Source organism: Gammaproteobacteria bacterium, from assembly GCA_040183005.1.
In the GTDB taxonomy this organism is placed as follows: domain Bacteria; phylum Pseudomonadota; class Gammaproteobacteria.
Map to the genome: position 1 here is coordinate 104,447 of JAMPIW010000009.1, position 17,382 is coordinate 121,828.

Consider the following 17,382-nt stretch of genomic DNA (forward strand, 5'->3'; position numbering starts at 1 on the left):
TAGGCCACCGTTTTGCCTTTACCCCACAGTCAAACAGATCATGTTGTAATATAGAGCATTTCCAGCCGTTCTCAAAATCGGTGCGTTGCACCCATGCTGTTCGCGGCCAATTCATCCATCACCCGGGATTGACGGAAATTTGCGGCGGGCTGTAGTCCGACAGGCTGTATGTTTGACTGGCTACAGTCTGCGGATCAGGAGAGAAACATGAGCACAACGCTAGAGGCGTTAATCAACCGGCCTTACGAGTACGGTTTTGTCACCGACATCGAGTCCGACGCCATCCCCAAAGGGTTGAGCGAGGATGTGGTCCGGCTGATATCCAAAAAGAAAAACGAGCCGGACTGGTTGCTGGAATTCCGTCTCAGCGCTTATCGCCACTGGCTGACGATGACTGAACCCGTCTGGGCGAATGTCTCGCACGCCAAAATTGATTATCAAAACATCATCTACTACTCCGCACCCAAGCCCAAGAAGAAGCTGGCGAGCATGGATGAGGTCGACCCTGAGCTGCTGCGCACCTTCGAGAAGCTCGGTGTGCCGATGCACGAGCGAAAAATGCTGGCGAATGTCGCGGTGGACGTGATTTTCGATAGCGTGTCAGTGACGACCACGTACAAGGAAAAACTGGCGGAAGTGGGCATCATTTTCTGCTCGTTTTCCGAAGCGGTGCAGCATCATCCTGAGCTAGTCAAACAGTACCTTGGCAGCGTCGTGCCAAGCGCGGACAATTTCTTTGCGGCGCTAAATTCCGCCGTATTCACCGACGGATCATTCTGCTACATCCCGAAAAACACCAAGTGCCCGATGGACCTGAGCACCTATTTCCGCATCAACAACGCGGAATCCGGGCAATTTGAGCGCACCTTGATTATTGCCGAGGAGGGCAGCCACGTCAGCTATCTGGAAGGCTGCACCGCGCCGCGCTTCGACACCAATCAGTTGCATGCCGCGGTAGTAGAGCTTGTCGTGCTCGACAATGCGGAAATCAAGTATTCCACAGTGCAGAACTGGTACGCCGGCGACGAGAACGGGGTGGGCGGCATTTACAACTTTGTTACCAAGCGCGGCCTGTGCAAGGGCGTCAATTCCAAGATTTCGTGGACGCAAGTGGAAACCGGCTCGGCGATCACCTGGAAATACCCCAGTTGCGTGCTGCTGGGCGACAACTCCATCGGCGAGTTTTATTCCGTGGCGCTGACCAATCATCATCAGCAGGCTGACACCGGCACCAAGATGATCCACATCGGCAAGAACACGCGCAGCCGCATCGTCAGCAAGGGCATCTCCGCGGGCCAATCGAACAATAGCTACCGCGGGTTGGTAAAAGTCGGCGCCAAGGCCGATGGCGCACGCAATTATTCGCAGTGCGACTCAATGCTGATCGGATCAGCGTGCGGCGCTCATACGTTCCCCTATATCGAGGTGATGAACAGCACCGCCAAGGTTGAGCACGAGGCATCCACCTCGCGCATTGGCGAGGATCAGATGTTTTATTTCGCAAGCCGTGGCATTGGTGGAGAAGAAGCGGTTTCCATGATCATCAACGGCTTTTGCAAAGAGGTGTTCAACCACCTGCCGATGGAGTTCGCCGTGGAAGCCACCAAGCTGCTCGGTCTTAAACTGGAAGGAAGCGTCGGGTGATTAGCAGCAATAGCAAAGTGATTTTAGAAGTGCGCAATCTGTCGGCCTCCGTCGCAGGTATAGAGATCCTCAAGGGCATCAACCTCACGGTGCGTAGCGGCGAAGTACATGCCATCATGGGGCCGAATGGTTCGGGCAAGAGCACGTTTTCCAAGGTGCTGGCCGGCCACCCCGGTTATACCGTGACCGGCGGCGAGGTGCTGTTCGAGGGACAAAATCTGCTTGAGCTGCCACCGGAAGAGCGGGCACGTAACGGCGTGTTTCTGGCGTTCCAATATCCAATAGAGATACCCGGCGTGAGCAATAGCGCCTTCTTGAGGCTGACCTACAACACCCAGCAGGCGCATCGTGGCGGCGAAGAGCTCGATCCGCTCGAATTCAATGATTTCATACAAGAGAAGTGCAAGATCGTTGAGATGGACCCGAGCTTTCTCGACCGCAGCGTGAACGAAGGTTTTTCCGGCGGCGAGAAGAAGCGCAATGAGATTTTGCAAATGGCCGTGCTGGACCCCAGGCTTGCGATCCTCGACGAAACCGATTCCGGGCTGGATATTGATGCACTACGTATCGTCGCCAGTGGCGTGAACAAGCTGATGACGCCGGACAACGCCGTGATCATGGTGACGCACTACCAGCGCCTGCTCAATTACATTACCCCCGACTTTGTTCATGTCATGCGGCGCGGACGTATCATCAAGACCGGTGGCAAAGAGCTTGCGCTGGAGCTGGAGACGCGCGGTTATGACTGGGTGGATGATGAGCATCAGAGCGCGGCCGATGCACATGGACGTGCAAGCGCTGCGGGCCCAGAACACGCGGGAGCAGAGGCCGATGCACATGGAAGTGCAAGTGCCGCGGGCGCAGGACGCGCGGGAGCGGCCTCCGTATGAGCGCGGTGATGAAAGCGCCAGACGTGCGGGACGAGTACCTTGCCAGCCTGGCGCCGGACACTAACCCATTGGCCGGTCCCGGACCGGATTGGCTGAATGCGCTGCGCGCCGAAGCGGCGGCCTGCGTCAATTCACTGCCCTATCCCACGACACACGATGAAGAATGGCGCTTTACGGATTTTGGCCTGCTGCGCAAGACAGCCTTTGCGAGCGCTGCCGCTGACATCTCGCCTGAAGTGTCGTTGGCGGACATTGCGCCCTTCGTACTTCCCGAATCGGAAAAAAGCCGCCTGGTATTCGTCAATGGTATTTACGCACCCCATCTTTCGGTCTGCGCTGGTCTACCGCAAGGCGTAGTGATGAGCAATCTGGCAGCAGGCCTGTCTTCGCACGACGCCGTTATTCGCGCGCACCTTGCGCAACAGCTGGACTTTCACAACGAGGCGTTCGCCGCGCTTAACACCAGCCACATCCGCGATGGCGCGCTGGTACTGATCGCAAAAGACACGGCATGCCCTGCGCCCATCCATTTGCTGTTTATTGCCACGGGAGCGACTGCAAACACGCCGCAGGCTAGCTACCCACGCTGCCTGGTTATTGCCGAAGCCGGCAGCACATGTGCGCTGATTGAAGATTATGTGTGCCTGAGCCCGGGAGTTTATTTTACCGACGCCGTGAGCGAGATCACGATTGGCGAAAATGCTTCCGTCGAGCATACACGCTTGCAACGGGAGTCTCACTCCGCCTTCCACATGGCCTATGGCGTAGCGGCCTTGGCGCGCGGCAGCAACTATGTGGCTCATAACATCGCTTTTGGCGCACGCATATCCCGCCATGACCTGCGCATTACGCAAAACGGCGAGGCTGCACAATGCACGCTCAACGGTCTGGCGTTGATTTCCGGGCGGCAAATAGCAGATACACATACCGTCATGGATCATGCAAAACCCAACGGCCAGAGCACGCAGCTTCACAAATGCATCGCGGATGGCGGTGCGCACGCGGTGTTCAACGGCAAGATTTTTGTGCGTAAAGACGCGCAGCACACCAATGCCGCTCAGCAAAGCCGCAACCTGCTGCTGTCCAACAAGGCGCGCATAGATACCAAGCCCCAGCTTGAGATTTTCGCCGATGACGTAAAGTGTGCGCATGGCGCAACCGTCAGTCAGCTTGAGACAGAAGAAATGTTTTACTTAAACAGCCGCGGACTGACCACGCTCACTGCGCGCAACCTGTTGATCTACGCCTTTGCCGAAGAGATTGTGGATAGGATCCCTGTTCCCTCGCTCATAAAGCAACTTAGCAAAACACTCTCAGAACAGATTCTGGAGCACACATGAGTAACGCTCTTCACTCAAGTGAAAAAGCCTTGCAGGGCGGCTTGGACATTGGCCGTGTGCGCGCGGATTTCCCGATTTTGCAGCGCAGCATCCATGGCAAACCGCTGGTCTATCTTGATAACGCCGCGAGCAGTCAGATGCCGCAACAGGTGATTGACCGGCTGGTGCATTATCAGACCCACGAGCATGCCAATGTGCATCGTGGTGTGCATACCTTGAGCCAGCTTGCCACTACCGAATACGAAAACGCCCGCCATAAGGTGATGAACTTTCTCGGGGCTGCAGACGCGCGTGAGATCATCTTCGTGCGCGGCACAACCGAGGGCATCAATCTGGTAATGCACGGCTATGGCCGCGCGTTTCTCAAAGAGGGTGACGAGATCATCCTCTCTGCAATGGAACATCATGCCAACATCGTACCTTGGCAAATGTTGCGCGACGAGAAGAAGGTTGTGCTGCGCATTATCCCTATGGACGACACGGGCGAGCTGCTGCTCGACGCGTATGAAAAATTATTCAACGCGCGCACCAAACTTGTCGCCATCACGCATGTCTCGAATGCGCTGGGCACCATCAACCCGGTGCATGAGATGATCGCCACCGCGCGCCAGCACGGCGCGCTGGTATTGCTCGATGGGGCGCAGGCCGCACCGCACCTCCCCGTCAACGTGCAGGATCTGGATTGCGATTTTTATGTCTTCTCCAGCCACAAGCTGTGCGGCCCGACCGGCGTCGGCATCCTCTATGGCAAGGCCGCGTTACTGGAAAAAATGCAGCCCTACCAGGGCGGCGGCGACATGATCTTGAATGTCACCTTCGAGCGCACTACCTATAACGAGATACCGTACAAATTCGAGGCGGGGACGCCCGCGATTGCGGCGGGCATAGGGCTGGGCAGCGCTATCGACTATATCACTGGCATCGGTCTGGAGCGGATTGCCGCACACGAGCATGCGTTATTGAGCTATGCCACCGAAGCAGTGCGAGACATCAAAGGCCTGCGGATTATCGGTACGGCGGAGCATAAGGCTGCGGTGCTGTCATTCACGCTGGATGAGATCCACCCCCACGACATCGGCACGATACTCGATCACCAGGGCATCGCCGTCCGCGCCGGGCATCATTGCGCGCAACCTGTAATGCAGCGCTTTGGTGTAGCTGCCACAGCACGCGCGTCATTTGCTTTTTACAACACGCTCGAGGAAGTGGATGCGCTGGTAGCGGGAATACATACCGTACAAAAGGTGTTTGCCTGATGGATCCGCGCGAGCTCTACCAGGAAATGATTCTGGAACACAACAAAAAGCCACGCAATTTCGGTGTGATCGCGGAAGCCAACCGCCATGCGGAAGGCCATAACCCGGTGTGCGGTGATCACATCACACTGCATCTGCACCTTGAAGGTGACCAGATTCAGGGTGTCAGTTTCGAGGGGCACAGTTGCGCCATCTGCAAGGCCTCGGCCTCGATGATGACTACCCAGGTGAAAGGAAAAACCGTCGCTGAGGCAGAAACACTGATTCAGGAGTTTCGCGACATGGTGACGGGCAAGCTCGACACCAAAACTCAACCCCACCACCTGGGCCGCCTGACGGTATTGGCCGGCGTAAGCGAGCTACCATCCCGAGTAAAATGCGCCGTTTTGCCTTGGCATACCTTGCACTCTGCGTTTGTCGCGCAAGAGACCGCATCGACGGAAAAAGAGTTTTGATACCATGCCCAAAATAGCCGATATAGAAAAAACCCCGAACCCGAACGCCATGCGCTTCGTCCTCAAGGAGCCTGTCACCCTGGGTGTCGCGCGCTCGTTCGAAAATGCCGGGCAGGCCGCAAATGATCCGCTGGCTAGCGCGCTGTTTGCCATACCCCATGTCACCAATGTGTTTTACGTGGACCGCTGGCTAACCGTAACGCAGGATGGCGAGGCCTACTGGGACAAGTTACTGATGGAGCTGGCGCCGCCCATTCGATCCGCCGAAGCAGCCACACCGATCTCAATGGATACGGACGGTACAACAGCGCATAAAACGCTGGTCGCCCCGGAAGACGAAGACCGCCTCGCGCGTATTACTGAGCTGCTGGATGAACGCATCCGCCCCGCCTTGCTGAGCGATGGCGGCGGACTCGAAGTGATGGAGTTTTCCGGAGACAAGCTTGTCATCCGGTATCAGGGAGCGTGCGGCACCTGCCCCAGCTCGCTTTCCGGCACGCTCATGGCCATCGAAAGCGTGATACGCACCATCGAGCCGGATATCGAGGTTATTGCGGTATAAGCCTGCTTGTTCGTAGTGTGTTAAGTACCATCGTCCTATATCATTTCACCGGGCCGGCCCAGCGTAGCGTCGCTTTCGACCTCATCACGCCGCCCGGTTCACGAAATGCCTCACATAGCGTGCATCCAGCCGGTCCCTGTCGAGCAGAATCAGCATGTCCGCTACGTTAATGTGTGGATCCCAGGCGGGTTCACCGCAGATTACCGCGCCGAGGCGCATATAGGCCTTGAGTAGGGGCGGGGTGCTGGGCGTGGCCGTTATGTCATGCTGAAACAGATCCAGACCCGGCACAGCTAACCGGGGTGTGGCGCGCCAGGCATCGGGGCCGAGGTGGTTGTCGCGCAGGTAGTGATAAGTCGCCGCGACCTTTTTCACGCCCATGCTCATGGGGATGCTGGCGCAGCCCATCATGTAATCGAAGTTGTTGATGTCCATGTAACGTGTGAGTCCTGCCCATAACAGCCCGATAGTGCTGCCATTGCGGTAGTTGGGGTGGACGCAGGTGCGGCCCACTTCCATGATGCGCGCGGGCATGGTGAGGATGTTGCTCAGGTCAAACTCGGTTTGTGAATAAAAACCACCGGCTTCGATGGCCTGGGTGTCGGTGAGAATCCGATAGCAGCCTGCCACCTGATCGTTGTTGAGGTCGCGCACCAGCAAGTGCTGGCAGTAGGGATCAAAGCGGTCGCTTTCCATGCCGGGCTGTTTGCACGAAATACGCGCGCCCATCTCCTCGACAAACATCTGATAACGCAGGCGCTGGGCGGCTTCGATGTCTTTTTTCGAGATTGCCAGGCCAACATGCAGGTGATGTCCCTGGTGTGATTCGATTTCAAAAGATTGGTTTTGTAGCGCAGCCAAAGCCATGACATGAACTCCTCATTTTAGTTTAAGGCCGCGCACGCAGCATTCATGTATACCTGTGTATCCTGGCAAAGGATGGCGATTTTGTGTTACGGGGCCATAACGGAATGATGAATTTTTCTTTACAGCGCGGTGTGACGTTGGACTAAACACACTGGAGTAAATGTTAATATTCTGATTCAGAAGTGTCCGGTAATTTAATTGAATAGATTCAATTGGTTATTGTCTTTCTGCATGCTCATTTGCGTCTCCGCATTTTTAAGTAATTGATCGAGTGGCGTTTTCTCGAAAAGAGTCAGGCTCAAAATCTGTAGGATTGTGTAAAGCGAAGCCTCGGTATTGAGCCGCTTTTTCACGATGGCGACCACGACGTAAACCGCGATGGCGATCCATATTTGCGTCTTGACTGCATTCTCGGTGGTGCCATAGAACCGCTTGATTCGAAGATGCTGTTTGATCCACTTGAAGAATAGCTCGACCTGCCAGCGGCAACGATAAAGCTGAGCGATGGTCAGCGCAGGCAGGTCGAAGTTGTTGGTCAGAAAGACCAGAAACCTGTCGTGTTCGGCATCGTAGAACTTGATGCGTCGCAGGTGCTGCGGGTAATCCTTGCTGGCCTTGCGAGCAGTCAATGCAATGGTCTGGTCGCAGCGCAGTCCAGTGGACTTGTCCACGGTGCGAGAGTAGACGCGACGAAAGAGCAGATTGGATTTGCCACGGATGACAAAGAACGCCTGTGCTTGATGCAGGGTGAACCAGCGAGCGAAGTCGGTGAAGCCACGATCCATGATGTAAAAGCTGCCGGCTTCGGGTATCAGGATATCGAGCACATTGACCTCGTGCATCTTGCCATCGCTGATGTGGATGAAGGTTGGAATGTTGCCGCGCAGGTCGAGCAGCGTATGCATCTTGACGGCAGCTTTGGTGGAGCGGAAGCGTGCCCACGGAAAGACGCTCAAGCACAGGTCGATGGTCGTGGTATCGAGTGCGTAGACCGTCTGTTCCAGTTCGACCGCAAAGCTGTCGCTGGCGTAAAGCTTTCTGGCGGTCTGGATTAAGCTCATCGCGAAATCCGCGTAGATGCGACAGTCGCGTTGCTCGTTGGCATCGGCCAGCGTGCTCTTGGCGATGTTGCCTCGTATGCCCAAGTGATAGAGCTTGGCTTGGTGGGCGCGCAGACAGGTTTCGATGTCGCGCAGGCTTTCGCGGTAAGTCAGCTGCGCGAACGCCATGCAGAGAAATTGATCGAGATGCGAAAAAGTCTTGGTGGGATATTTGGAAGGGTAGCGCTGCACGCAGCGACGGAATGTGTGAAGGGGCAAATGCTCCATGAGTTGTGCGAACACCAACTGGCCTGAATACATGACGGAAACTCCTGGGGGGAAAGCCCCAGTTTCCCAAAAAATTCACGTTCAAGTCGGTGACACCCCTAAACACACACTTTCCTATTCAACATCATCATGTTATATAGCCGTCTTTGCGAAATTGCCGGACACTTCTGATTCTGATTTTTTTTGACAACGAACCATCCCGGCAATTATCGTACCGGCTGCTCATTGATGGATGATCCTGAAAACGGCAGGGAGCATCCCAATACACTATTTCTTCAGATAACCACCGGCGAGGGATCGTCTTTATGAAAAAGACAGAAAAAATCCCATGCCCCACGCCGTTTCCGCTTCTTCTGATGTAGACACCGGCCTTGCCTGTGTAGTACTGCTGGCCCGATTTTTCGGGCTACCCATCGATCCCAATCAACTTCAGCATCAATTCGGCCAAACCGGCCGGCTGTTCGACGCCACGGACATCCTGCTGGCGGCTAAGCATCTGGGCCTCAAGGCCAAGGCGATCGAAAGCAATTGGGCGCGCCTTGCGGACACCCCGCTGCCCGCCATCGTCCAGCACCACGACGGGCATTATTTCATCGTCGCCAAGATCGACGGCGACAAGGTGCTAATCCAGGACCCCCTCGAACAGCGCCCCCTCATCCTGCCGCGCGAAATCTTTGAAAAGGCCTGGTGCGGAAAACTGATTCTTTTCACGCGCCGCGCCAAGCTGGCCGAAGGCGGGGTCGGCAAATTCGATTTCACCTGGTTCATCCCGGCCATTATCAAGCACCGGCGGCTGTTTGGTGAGGTGCTGATAGCCTCGTTCTTTATCCAGTTGTTCGCGCTGGTGACCCCGCTGTTCTTCCAGGTGGTCATCGACAAGGTGCTGGTGCACAAGGGACTGACCACGCTGGATGTACTGCTATTCGGGCTGGTGGTGATTTCGCTGTTCGAGGTGGTGCTTGGCGGCTTGCGCACCTACCTCTATTCCCACACCGCGCATCGCATTGATGTCAGTCTGGGGGCCAAACTGTTCCGGCACATGCTGGCCCTGCCGCTGGCCTACTTCGAGGCGCGGCGGGTCGGTGACACCGTGGCCAGGGTGCGGGAACTCGAGAGCATCCGCCAGTTTCTCACCGGCTCGGCCCTCACCGTGGTGGTGGACGCCTTCTTCACGGTGGTCTTCATCGCCGTGATGTACTACTACAGCCCACTGTTGACATGGATTGTGCTGGGGTCGATTCCCCTGTACGCGCTGCTTTCAGTGCTCGTGACGCCGGTGCTGCGCGCCCGCCTGCACGAAAAGTTCAACCGCGGTGCGGAGAATCAGGCCTTTCTCGTCGAATCCATCAACGGCGTGCAGACCCTCAAGGCGATGGCCGTCGAACCGCAGATGCAGCGCCGCTTTGAGGAGCAACTGGCCGGTTATGTGCGCGCCGGATTCCGGGCCGACATGCTGGGCAATACGGCAAGCCAGATCGCCTCCCTGATCAATAAGCTCGTCATTGCGGCCACGCTGTGGTTCGGTGCCCATCTGGTAATCGAAGGCAGCCTGAGTGTGGGGCAGTTGGTCGCCTTCAACATGCTGGCGGCGCGGGTCAGCGGCCCGGTGTTGCGGCTGGTGCAGCTCTGGCAGGATTTCCAGCAGGCCGGCATTTCCGTGCAGCGGCTCGGCGATATCCTTAACGCCCACCCCGAGCCAGGCTACAACCCCAACCGCGCCACCCTGCCCGCCTTCGCGGGGCGCGTCATAATCGACAACATCACCTTCCGCTACCGGCCGGATACGCCCGAAGTGCTGCGCCGCGTCTCCCTCGACGTGCAGCCCGGCGAGGTCATCGGCATCGTCGGCCGCTCGGGTTCCGGCAAGAGCACGCTCACCAAACTCATCCAGCGCCTGTATGTCCCGGAAAGCGGGCGGATACTCATCGACGGGGTAGACCTCGCCATGGTCGAGCCCGCCTGGCTGCGCCGCCAGATCGGCGTGGTGTTGCAGGAAAACATGCTCTTCAACCGCACGGTGCGCGACAACATCGCCTTGGCGGACCCCGGCCTGCCGATGGAGGCGGTGATCGAGGCGGCCAAACTCGCCGGCGCCCACGACTTCATTCTGGAGCTGCCGCAAGCATACGACACTCTGATCGGCGAGCACGGCGGCAATCTCTCCGGTGGCCAGCGCCAGCGCATCGCCATCGCCCGGGCGCTCGTCACCCATCCCCGCATCCTGATTTTCGACGAGGCGACCAGCGCGCTCGACTACGAATCCGAACGCATCATCCATGACAACATGAAAGCCATCTGCCAGGGCCGCACCGTGTTCATCATCGCACACCGCCTGAACGCCGTGCGCCACGCCGACCGCATCATCGTGATCGACAAAGGCGAGATCGTCGAGCAGGGCAGCCACGGTGAATTGCTGAAACACGGCGGAGAATACGCGAAGTTGCATAGATTGCAGGCAGGGGATTGACGCAGGTGAGTTTTTACACCAGAGGTCGCCGAGTACGCAGAGAAAAGCGAAAATGAGTAGTGAAAGATTAAGCGAGATTACGAAGAAGATCATTGGCTCGGCGATTGCGGTACATCGTGCTCTTGGGCCAGGGCTGCTGGAATCGGCCTATGAAGCCTGTCTTTCTTATGAATTGATTGAATGCGGATTGATTATAGAGCGTCAAAAAACGCTACCGGTGATCTATCGTGGCGCAAAGATCGACTGTGGTTATCGCATTGATTTGTTGGTTGAAGAAGAAGTAATTGTTGAATTGAAGGCCGTCGACAGACTTATGCCAGTTCACAGTGCGCAACTTGTTTCCTACCTGAAATTGTCTGGCTGCAAAGTAGGGTTGTTGATCAACTTCAACGTCACCCTGTTGAAGACCGGGATCATAAGGCTGGTAAATGGAATAGATGATGGCTTTACACCAGAGCACGCAGAGAGAGACAAAAATGCAGGGTGAAAAGATGAGTGTGGTTATGGAGCTTACTGCGCAATGGGTGCATGAACCTGCTTGTCCTGCGAAAACCATAAAAGTTTTTCTCTGCGCTCTCTGCGGCCTCTGGTGTAATTCATCAATCTCACACCAGAGGCCGCAGAGAGCGCAGAGAGAAGCTGAAATGCAGGGTAAAAAGATGGGCGCGATTATGAAGAACATTGCGGGTGCTGAAGTTTCTGTGCAATACGCGCGGAGATCCACGTGTGTGGTGAAGTCTATTATTGAAAACCATACAAAAGTCTTTCTCCGCGTTCTCCGCGACCTCTGGTGTAAGTCAACCAAGATTAATTTTACACCAGGGTACGCGGAGCGCACGGAGAGAAACTGAAATGCAGCGTGAAAAGATGGGCGAGATTATGAATAACATTGTGGGTGTTGAAGTTTCTGTGCAATACACGTATGGACTCATGTGCGCTGTGAACCCCATCGCTAAAAACCAAAAAAGTCTTTCTCCGCGCGCTCTGCGACCTCTGGTGTAAGCCAACATGATCAAAAACCAAGAACTCGAATTCCTCCCCGCCGTCCTGGAAATCCAGGAAACCCCGCCCTCGCCGCTGGGCCGGGCCATCGCCTGGACGCTGATCGCGTTTTTTACCATAGCCGTCATCTGGGCCTGCATCGGCAAGGTGGATATCGTCGCCGTCGCCCAGGGCAAAATCATTCCTGGCGACCGCATCAAGGTCATTCAACCCCTGGAGATCGGCACGGTGCGGACGATCCATGTGCATGAGGGCCAGGCGGTAACAAAGGGAGACCTTCTGGTCGAACTTGACGCCACCGCCAGCGGCGCCGACCGCCAGCGTCTGAGCGAGCAGCTCATGACGGCAAAAATAGAAGCGGCGCGCTGGCGCGCTTTGTCAGCACTGGAATTCCGCGATGAACACAGGCCGTTTCCCGCCTTTGCTGCACCGCCGCAGGCCCATGCTGCCCAAATGGCAGTACAGCAACGCCTGCTGCAAAACCAGATCGCCGAATACACCGCCCGCCTGTCGGAAATCCACAACACGATAGAACAGCGCCGCGCCGAACAGGCAGGGGCCAAGGAAACCGTCGCAAAACTCGAGGCCACACTGCCGCTGGTAGCCAAACGCGCCGACGCGCTGAAAAACCTCGCCGACAAAAAGCTCGCTTCCGAGCACAGCTATCTGGAGCTGGAGCAACAGCGTATCGAACAACAGCAGGACCTGGCCATCCAGCGCAACCGCCTGCAAGAAACCGCCTCCGCCATCGCTGGGGCCGAACAGCAACGGCTGGCCCTGCAAGCGGAATTCAAGCGCACCGCTCTGACAGAATTGGCAAAGGCCGAGGAAGCCGCCACCTCTCTTACGCAAGAGCTCGTAAAGGCCGAACAGCGCACCACCCTGCAACACCTCATCGCCCCTGTCTCCGGCGTGGTGCAGCAGCTTGCCGTGCATACCGTCGGTGGTGTTGTAACCCCTGCGCAACAACTCATGGTGGTTGTTCCCAAGGAACACGCGCTGGAGATCGAGGCCCTGGTAAAAAATCAGGACATCGGCTTCGTCCGCGACGGCCAAATTGCGGAAGTAAAGGTAGAAACCTTTCCCTTCACCAGATACGGCACCATCGACGCGCAACTCCTGCATGTCTCCAACGACGCCATCGCCGACGAAAAGCTAGGCCTCGTCTATAGCGTACGCGTGCTCATGAAAAAATCGGTCATGAACGTAGAAGGAAAACGCGTCAACCTCACACCCGGCATGGCCGTCACCGTGGAGGTGAAAACAGGCAAGCGGCGCTTGATCGAATATTTTCTGAGTCCCTTGTTGCAGTATGCGAAAGAGAGTGTGCGGGAGAGGTGATAGCAATGCGGTCTGTGTCTCTTACCCCCGATTGCGGGGAGAGCGCAGCCGTTGGAGTGAGGGAGGGTCACGCGCTCCGTGGATTGGCCGCATTCAACATTACATGGATATATCGAGCGGGGAATGGTGACACCGGATTGGGATGGAAAAATAGGTGATGGGGAGAATGGTTATGGTGAACGGTCTGGTATTGGTTGATCGTGTGCACAGCGCACGCTACGAAAATTCATTTGACAGGGGAACGGCATGAGCAACGGACATTTTATGTCGCGGATCATCAGGACAATCGGATTGATATTGACCTTGGGGGTAAGTATGAGTGCATGTGCAAAAAGTACGTTTTCGTGGAAAGAAGAAGTGTTGCTGCATGATGGCGGAAAAATTATTGTGGAGCGTTCGCAAATTCGCGAGGGTAGGCATGAGATTGGTCAAGGGCCGCCAATCAATGAGCGCTCAATTACATTTACTTCTCCCGGAACGAACACGGCCATTACCTGGAAAGACGAATTCAGTGCGGATATCGGGCATGCCAATTTCACCTTGCTGGCACTGCATATTCTGAATAGTGTGCCCTATATCGTAACTACCCCTGATCTATGTCTTGCCTACAATAAATGGGGCAGACCCAACCCGCCTTACGTTATTTTTAAATACGATGGCAAGGCGTGGCAGCGCATTCAACTGCCAGAATTTCCGGCGGTGTTCAAGAACATCAACTTGGTCATCGACACCTACGAAGAAAATGAGATTAAAGAGCGCGGGAGGAAGTCTGGTTCCGTTTCGTCTGAAAGCGTTAAGGAAATCAACAGCAGCCTCACGCAGCCCGAATACAAAACTATCCTGAGGGAGCCGTTGAAGGGGGGGGGCGGGAGGGTGCAGTGAAATGATTCGCACTAATGACGGTTGGGAAGGATTAGGTTTTTTTAAACTCCAAGGGTAACTACTCACTCCCTTCACACGAAAAATAACTTAAAAATCTCTTGACAGGTTTTTTCTATCGAAAAAACCACTTCCTTATCTCGGTGTAAAATCTATTCTCTATTGCCGCTGGCAGGGGCTTTGATCTCTTCAATGAGCCGCCTTGCCATTTCAAGTCGAAAAAACCATTTCAGCCTGATCTGACCGTTATCAGGGGGTCGAAAAATGCCATGTTATCCTTTGGCTATTCCAAACGTATAGCCCCCCATTATTAATGGCAAGCCTAGACAAAACCTCGGTCAGAAACGAAGTCAGCCGGTTGAAAGCGGATTTTGAGCAGCTCAGTTGCGACGGTAAAGTGCCTCGCGAAACTCAGGTGCTTATGAATAGCATGTTCATGATGATGGAGCTGATGCTCTCCATTTTTCTGGAAAGAATAACCAAGAAAGACAGCCGCAACTCCAGCAAGCCCTCCTCCCAAACGGGAAAAGGACGACTCCTCGTTGAGTCATCCGGGGAGCCAGGGTAAGGGGAAAAACGAAAACGGCGCCCTGCTGAAAAACACGCGCGTCAAAGAGAGTGTGACTCTTTCTAGAGTCCGCCTCTGCGATGTATGTGGCGAAGATCTGGATAATACGCCCTGTAGTCACCATGAAAGACGGACGAAGATCGATATTGTTTTTGAGAAAGTCGTTGAGCATGTGGATGCCGAGGTCAAGCAGTGCCCGGTCTGCGATGCGACGGTCAAAGGGAAGTTCCCGGCGGATATGCACGGCCCGTTGCAATACGGCGATGGCTTAAAGGCCTTTGTCATCAATTTACTGGTGTCTCAGATGGTCGCGATCAATCGCGCGCAAACGCTGCTGACCTCCATGATCGGTGTTGTGATCTCTGAAGCCACTCTTCTGGCTTTTGTGCTGCGGCTTCATCGTGCCTTGGAGCGGTGGGAGCAGCACGCCACCGCACAGCTGCTGAAAGCACCCTCTATGCATGTGGATGAGACCTCCTTGCGGGTGGATAAGCAAAACCACTGGATACACGTGTACTCCGCAGGGGAGATCACCCTCAAGTTTTTACATCGAAAACGGGGCACGGCAGCGATCACGTCGATCGATATTATTCCGCGCTACGATGGCGTCATCATTCATGACTGCTGGTCATCCTACTTGTCCTATGATCACTGCTCTCACGGCCTGTGCGGCTCGCATCTGCTGCGCGAATTGACGTTCATTGTTGACGCCAATGACTATGCCTGGGCGCGCCACATGAAACGCCTTTTACAGGAGAGCTGCGCCACCGTCTCCAGAAGCACGGAAAAGAGATTGACCGATGAAGCGCTGGCGCGGTTGCAAAAGCGCTACCGCACGATTCTCACCCGTGGCGAAAAAGAGCTTCCACCTATTCCCCAAAAGCCCAGCGGGAAACGCGGCAAACTCGCCAAGTCAGATGCACACAATCTGCTGGACCGATTGCAAAAACATGAGGCATCCGTCCTGCTGTTCGCCAAAAACCCTCATGTCGCCTTCACCAATAACCGGGCCGAGCGTGATTTGAGAATGTCCAAGGTGAAGCAAAAGGTCTCTGGCTGTTTCCGCTCAGAGATTTATGCTCAGGCTTATTGCCGAATATCAAGCTATCTGCAAACTATGGCCAACAAGGGACATAATCCTCTTATTGCGATTCAAATGGCTCTCGCGGGTGAGGTCAACTTAATCGGGGGTGAGTAGTTACCTCCAAGGTTCCTACGAAGCTTGTCTGAAATACTGTGATCGAAAAGGTGTAAACCAACAAAATTGTCCATGTAACAAATTATTTAAGGGAGAAAAATAATGACAACACTCATTGACTACGCATTGATGGCTGGAGCTTCCTACATCTCTACTCGCCCTGACATAAACAAATTCCCTGTCCCACAAGGTTGGACTGAAATAACAGAGCACGGTAGGTTGGGCTGAATGAAATGAAGCCCAACATAAATGAAGGTGGTTGAACAGATGCGTTATCGACGTTCCGATGCGGCGGGAGGAACATATTTTTTCACCGTAAACCTGGCCGAACGCCGTTCTGATGTATTGGTGCGGCATATCGATGAATTGCGTGTGGCCATGAAAACGGTGAAAGACGCGCATCCGTTTGCCATTCTGGCAATGGTCGTATTACCCGAACATCTGCATGCAATATGGCGCTTGCCGCCGAATGATGCCGACTATCCGCTGCGCTGGTCGCTGATCAAAGCGGGGTTTTCGCGGCGGCTGGCAAAAGGAGAGCACATCCGCGCCAGCCGTCAGGTCAAGCGTGAACGCGGCATCTGGCAGCGGCGGTATTGGGAGCATCAAATCCGGGATGAAACCGACCTGGCGCGTCATGTGGATTACATCCATTTTAATCCCGTGAAGCATGGCTGGGTCACACGCCCCGTGGATTGGCCGCATTCAACATTGCATGGATATATCGAGCGGGGAATGGTGACACCGGATTGGGATCGACAAATGGATGATGAGGTGGATGGTTATGGTGAACGGTGAGATGTTGGGCTTCATTTCATTCAGCCCAACCTACGGGCTACGGGCTATGGAAATTCATTTGACAGGAGAGCGGCATGAGTAACGGACATTTTATGTTGCGGATCATCAGGACAGTCGGATTGATATTGGCCTTGGGGGCAAGTATGAGTGCATGTGCAAAAAGTACGTTTGCGTGGAAAGAAGAAGTGTTGTTGCATGATGGCAGAAAAATTATTGTGGAGCGTTCGCAAATTCGCGAAGGTAGGCATGAGATTGGTCAAGGGCCGCCGATCAAGGAACGCACTGTTACATTTACCCCGCCCGGAGCGAACACGGCCATTACCTGGAAGGACGAATTCAGTGCGGATATCGGGCATGCCAATTTTACCTTGCTGGCACTGCATATTCTGAATGGTGCGCCTTATGTCGTCACAACCCCTGATCTATGCCTTTCCTATAACAAATGGGGCAGACCGAACCCACCTTACGTCATCTTCAAATACGACGGTAAAGCTTGGCGGCGCATTCAACTGCCGGAATTTCCGGCGGTGTTCAAGAACATCAACTTGGTCATCGACACCTACGAAGAAAATGAGATTAAAGTACATGAGAGGAAGTCTGGTTTTGTTTCATCTGAAAGCGTTATAGAAATCAATAGCAGCCTCACGCAGCCCGAATACAAAACCATCATGAGGGAGCCGTTGCCTACAGGACAGCTTTGCCCGCAGTATTCAAGTGGACCAAAGGCCCCCATTCCAATTACTCCAAGTACATCGCCGAAATAGAGCAGGTGGCAAAAGAAAACCAA

At 54.9% G+C, this 17,382-nt stretch carries 16 protein-coding genes; 14 read left to right on the forward strand and 2 right to left on the reverse strand.

Annotated elements, in window-relative coordinates:
• Window positions 1-207: 207 nt before the first annotated feature.
• From sufB to M3A44_15590, 6 genes are read left to right on the forward strand one after another with little or no spacing between them, the layout of a single operon-like run.
• On the forward strand, window positions 208-1,644 hold the full coding sequence (gene sufB, locus M3A44_15565; GenBank protein ID MEQ6343018.1) for a Fe-S cluster assembly protein SufB: 1,437 nt from the start codon (window positions 208-210) through the stop codon (window positions 1,642-1,644).
• Entirely contained in the window at window positions 1,641-2,534 is an 894-nt protein-coding gene (gene sufC / locus M3A44_15570) for a Fe-S cluster assembly ATPase SufC (protein ID MEQ6343019.1), read from the forward strand. Before sufB ends, sufC begins: the two co-directional genes overlap by 4 nt.
• An 8-nt stretch (window positions 2,535-2,542) precedes the next feature.
• Window positions 2,543-3,874, forward strand: coding sequence for a Fe-S cluster assembly protein SufD (sufD, locus tag M3A44_15575; GenBank protein ID MEQ6343020.1), 1,332 nt, complete (start codon window positions 2,543-2,545; stop codon window positions 3,872-3,874).
• Window positions 3,875-3,915: 41 nt separating this feature from the next.
• Window positions 3,916-5,130 carry a cysteine desulfurase gene (locus tag M3A44_15580; protein ID MEQ6343021.1) on the forward strand — a complete coding sequence of 405 codons (1,215 nt, stop codon included), beginning with the start codon at window positions 3,916-3,918 and terminating at the stop codon, window positions 5,128-5,130.
• The gene (locus M3A44_15585; GenBank protein MEQ6343022.1) at window positions 5,130-5,585 is read left to right on the forward strand and encodes an SUF system NifU family Fe-S cluster assembly protein; all 456 of its coding nucleotides are present in this window, start codon (window positions 5,130-5,132) and stop codon (window positions 5,583-5,585) included. The genes M3A44_15580 and M3A44_15585 overlap by 1 nt, the downstream gene beginning before the upstream one ends.
• Window positions 5,586-5,589: 4 nt before the next feature.
• Entirely contained in the window at window positions 5,590-6,147 is a 558-nt protein-coding gene (locus M3A44_15590; protein MEQ6343023.1) for a NifU family protein, read from the forward strand.
• A gap of 84 nt (window positions 6,148-6,231) precedes the next feature.
• Here the strand turns inward: M3A44_15590 and M3A44_15595 are convergent, their stop codons facing one another.
• Window positions 6,232-7,014 (reverse strand): GNAT family N-acetyltransferase, encoded by a 783-nt coding sequence (locus M3A44_15595; GenBank protein ID MEQ6343024.1) that lies wholly within the window; start codon window positions 7,012-7,014, stop codon window positions 6,232-6,234.
• A 194-nt stretch (window positions 7,015-7,208) separates the two neighbouring features.
• Window positions 7,209-8,375, reverse strand: a complete 1,167-nt coding sequence (locus tag M3A44_15600; protein MEQ6343025.1) for an IS4 family transposase — start codon at window positions 8,373-8,375, stop codon at window positions 7,209-7,211.
• Window positions 8,376-8,670: 295 nt separating this feature from the next.
• Here M3A44_15600 and M3A44_15605 point away from each other — a divergent pair, with 295 nt between their 5' ends.
• The 8 genes from M3A44_15605 to M3A44_15640 all read left to right on the forward strand — a co-directional run bounded on the left by M3A44_15605 (window position 8,671) and on the right by M3A44_15640 (window position 17,359).
• On the forward strand, window positions 8,671-10,809 hold the full coding sequence (locus tag M3A44_15605) for a type I secretion system permease/ATPase (GenBank protein ID MEQ6343026.1): 2,139 nt from the start codon (window positions 8,671-8,673) through the stop codon (window positions 10,807-10,809).
• 52 nt (window positions 10,810-10,861) lie between these two features.
• Window positions 10,862-11,296, forward strand: a complete 435-nt coding sequence (locus tag M3A44_15610; GenBank protein MEQ6343027.1) for a GxxExxY protein — start codon at window positions 10,862-10,864, stop codon at window positions 11,294-11,296.
• A gap of 521 nt (window positions 11,297-11,817) precedes the next feature.
• Window positions 11,818-13,152, forward strand: coding sequence for an HlyD family type I secretion periplasmic adaptor subunit (locus M3A44_15615; protein ID MEQ6343028.1), 1,335 nt, complete (start codon window positions 11,818-11,820; stop codon window positions 13,150-13,152).
• 315 nt (window positions 13,153-13,467) lie between these two features.
• Window positions 13,468-14,034, forward strand: a complete 567-nt coding sequence (locus M3A44_15620) for a hypothetical protein (GenBank protein ID MEQ6343029.1) — start codon at window positions 13,468-13,470, stop codon at window positions 14,032-14,034.
• A 310-nt stretch (window positions 14,035-14,344) separates the two neighbouring features.
• The gene (locus M3A44_15625) at window positions 14,345-14,599 is read left to right on the forward strand and encodes a hypothetical protein (GenBank protein MEQ6343030.1); all 255 of its coding nucleotides are present in this window, start codon (window positions 14,345-14,347) and stop codon (window positions 14,597-14,599) included.
• Entirely contained in the window at window positions 14,574-15,797 is a 1,224-nt protein-coding gene (locus M3A44_15630) for an IS66 family transposase (protein MEQ6343031.1), read from the forward strand. The genes M3A44_15625 and M3A44_15630 overlap by 26 nt, the downstream gene beginning before the upstream one ends.
• A 267-nt stretch (window positions 15,798-16,064) precedes the next feature.
• Complete coding sequence (locus M3A44_15635) at window positions 16,065-16,595, forward strand: transposase (GenBank protein MEQ6343032.1); 531 nt, start codon at window positions 16,065-16,067, stop codon at window positions 16,593-16,595.
• A gap of 74 nt (window positions 16,596-16,669) precedes the next feature.
• A complete protein-coding gene (locus M3A44_15640) occupies window positions 16,670-17,359 on the forward strand; it encodes a hypothetical protein (protein ID MEQ6343033.1) in 690 nt (229 codons plus the stop codon).
• The last annotated feature ends 23 nt before the right edge of the window (window positions 17,360-17,382 follow it).

Coding starts and splice junctions, on each gene's coding strand:
- sufB (MEQ6343018.1), top strand. CDS start 208: ATGAGCACAACGCTAGAGGCGTTAATCAACCGGCCTTACGAGTACGGT.
- sufD (MEQ6343020.1), top strand. CDS start 2,543: ATGAAAGCGCCAGACGTGCGGGACGAGTACCTTGCCAGCCTGGCGCCG.
- M3A44_15585 (MEQ6343022.1), top strand. CDS start 5,130: ATGGATCCGCGCGAGCTCTACCAGGAAATGATTCTGGAACACAACAAA.
- M3A44_15590 (MEQ6343023.1), top strand. CDS start 5,590: ATGCCCAAAATAGCCGATATAGAAAAAACCCCGAACCCGAACGCCATG.
- M3A44_15595 (MEQ6343024.1), bottom strand. CDS start 7,014: ATGGCTTTGGCTGCGCTACAAAACCAATCTTTTGAAATCGAATCACAC.
- M3A44_15600 (MEQ6343025.1), bottom strand. CDS start 8,375: ATGTATTCAGGCCAGTTGGTGTTCGCACAACTCATGGAGCATTTGCCC.
- M3A44_15605 (MEQ6343026.1), top strand. CDS start 8,671: ATGCCCCACGCCGTTTCCGCTTCTTCTGATGTAGACACCGGCCTTGCC.
- M3A44_15610 (MEQ6343027.1), top strand. CDS start 10,862: ATGAGTAGTGAAAGATTAAGCGAGATTACGAAGAAGATCATTGGCTCG.
- M3A44_15615 (MEQ6343028.1), top strand. CDS start 11,818: ATGATCAAAAACCAAGAACTCGAATTCCTCCCCGCCGTCCTGGAAATC.
- M3A44_15620 (MEQ6343029.1), top strand. CDS start 13,468: ATGAGTGCATGTGCAAAAAGTACGTTTTCGTGGAAAGAAGAAGTGTTG.
- M3A44_15625 (MEQ6343030.1), top strand. CDS start 14,345: ATGGCAAGCCTAGACAAAACCTCGGTCAGAAACGAAGTCAGCCGGTTG.
- M3A44_15635 (MEQ6343032.1), top strand. CDS start 16,065: ATGCGTTATCGACGTTCCGATGCGGCGGGAGGAACATATTTTTTCACC.
- M3A44_15640 (MEQ6343033.1), top strand. CDS start 16,670: ATGAGTAACGGACATTTTATGTTGCGGATCATCAGGACAGTCGGATTG.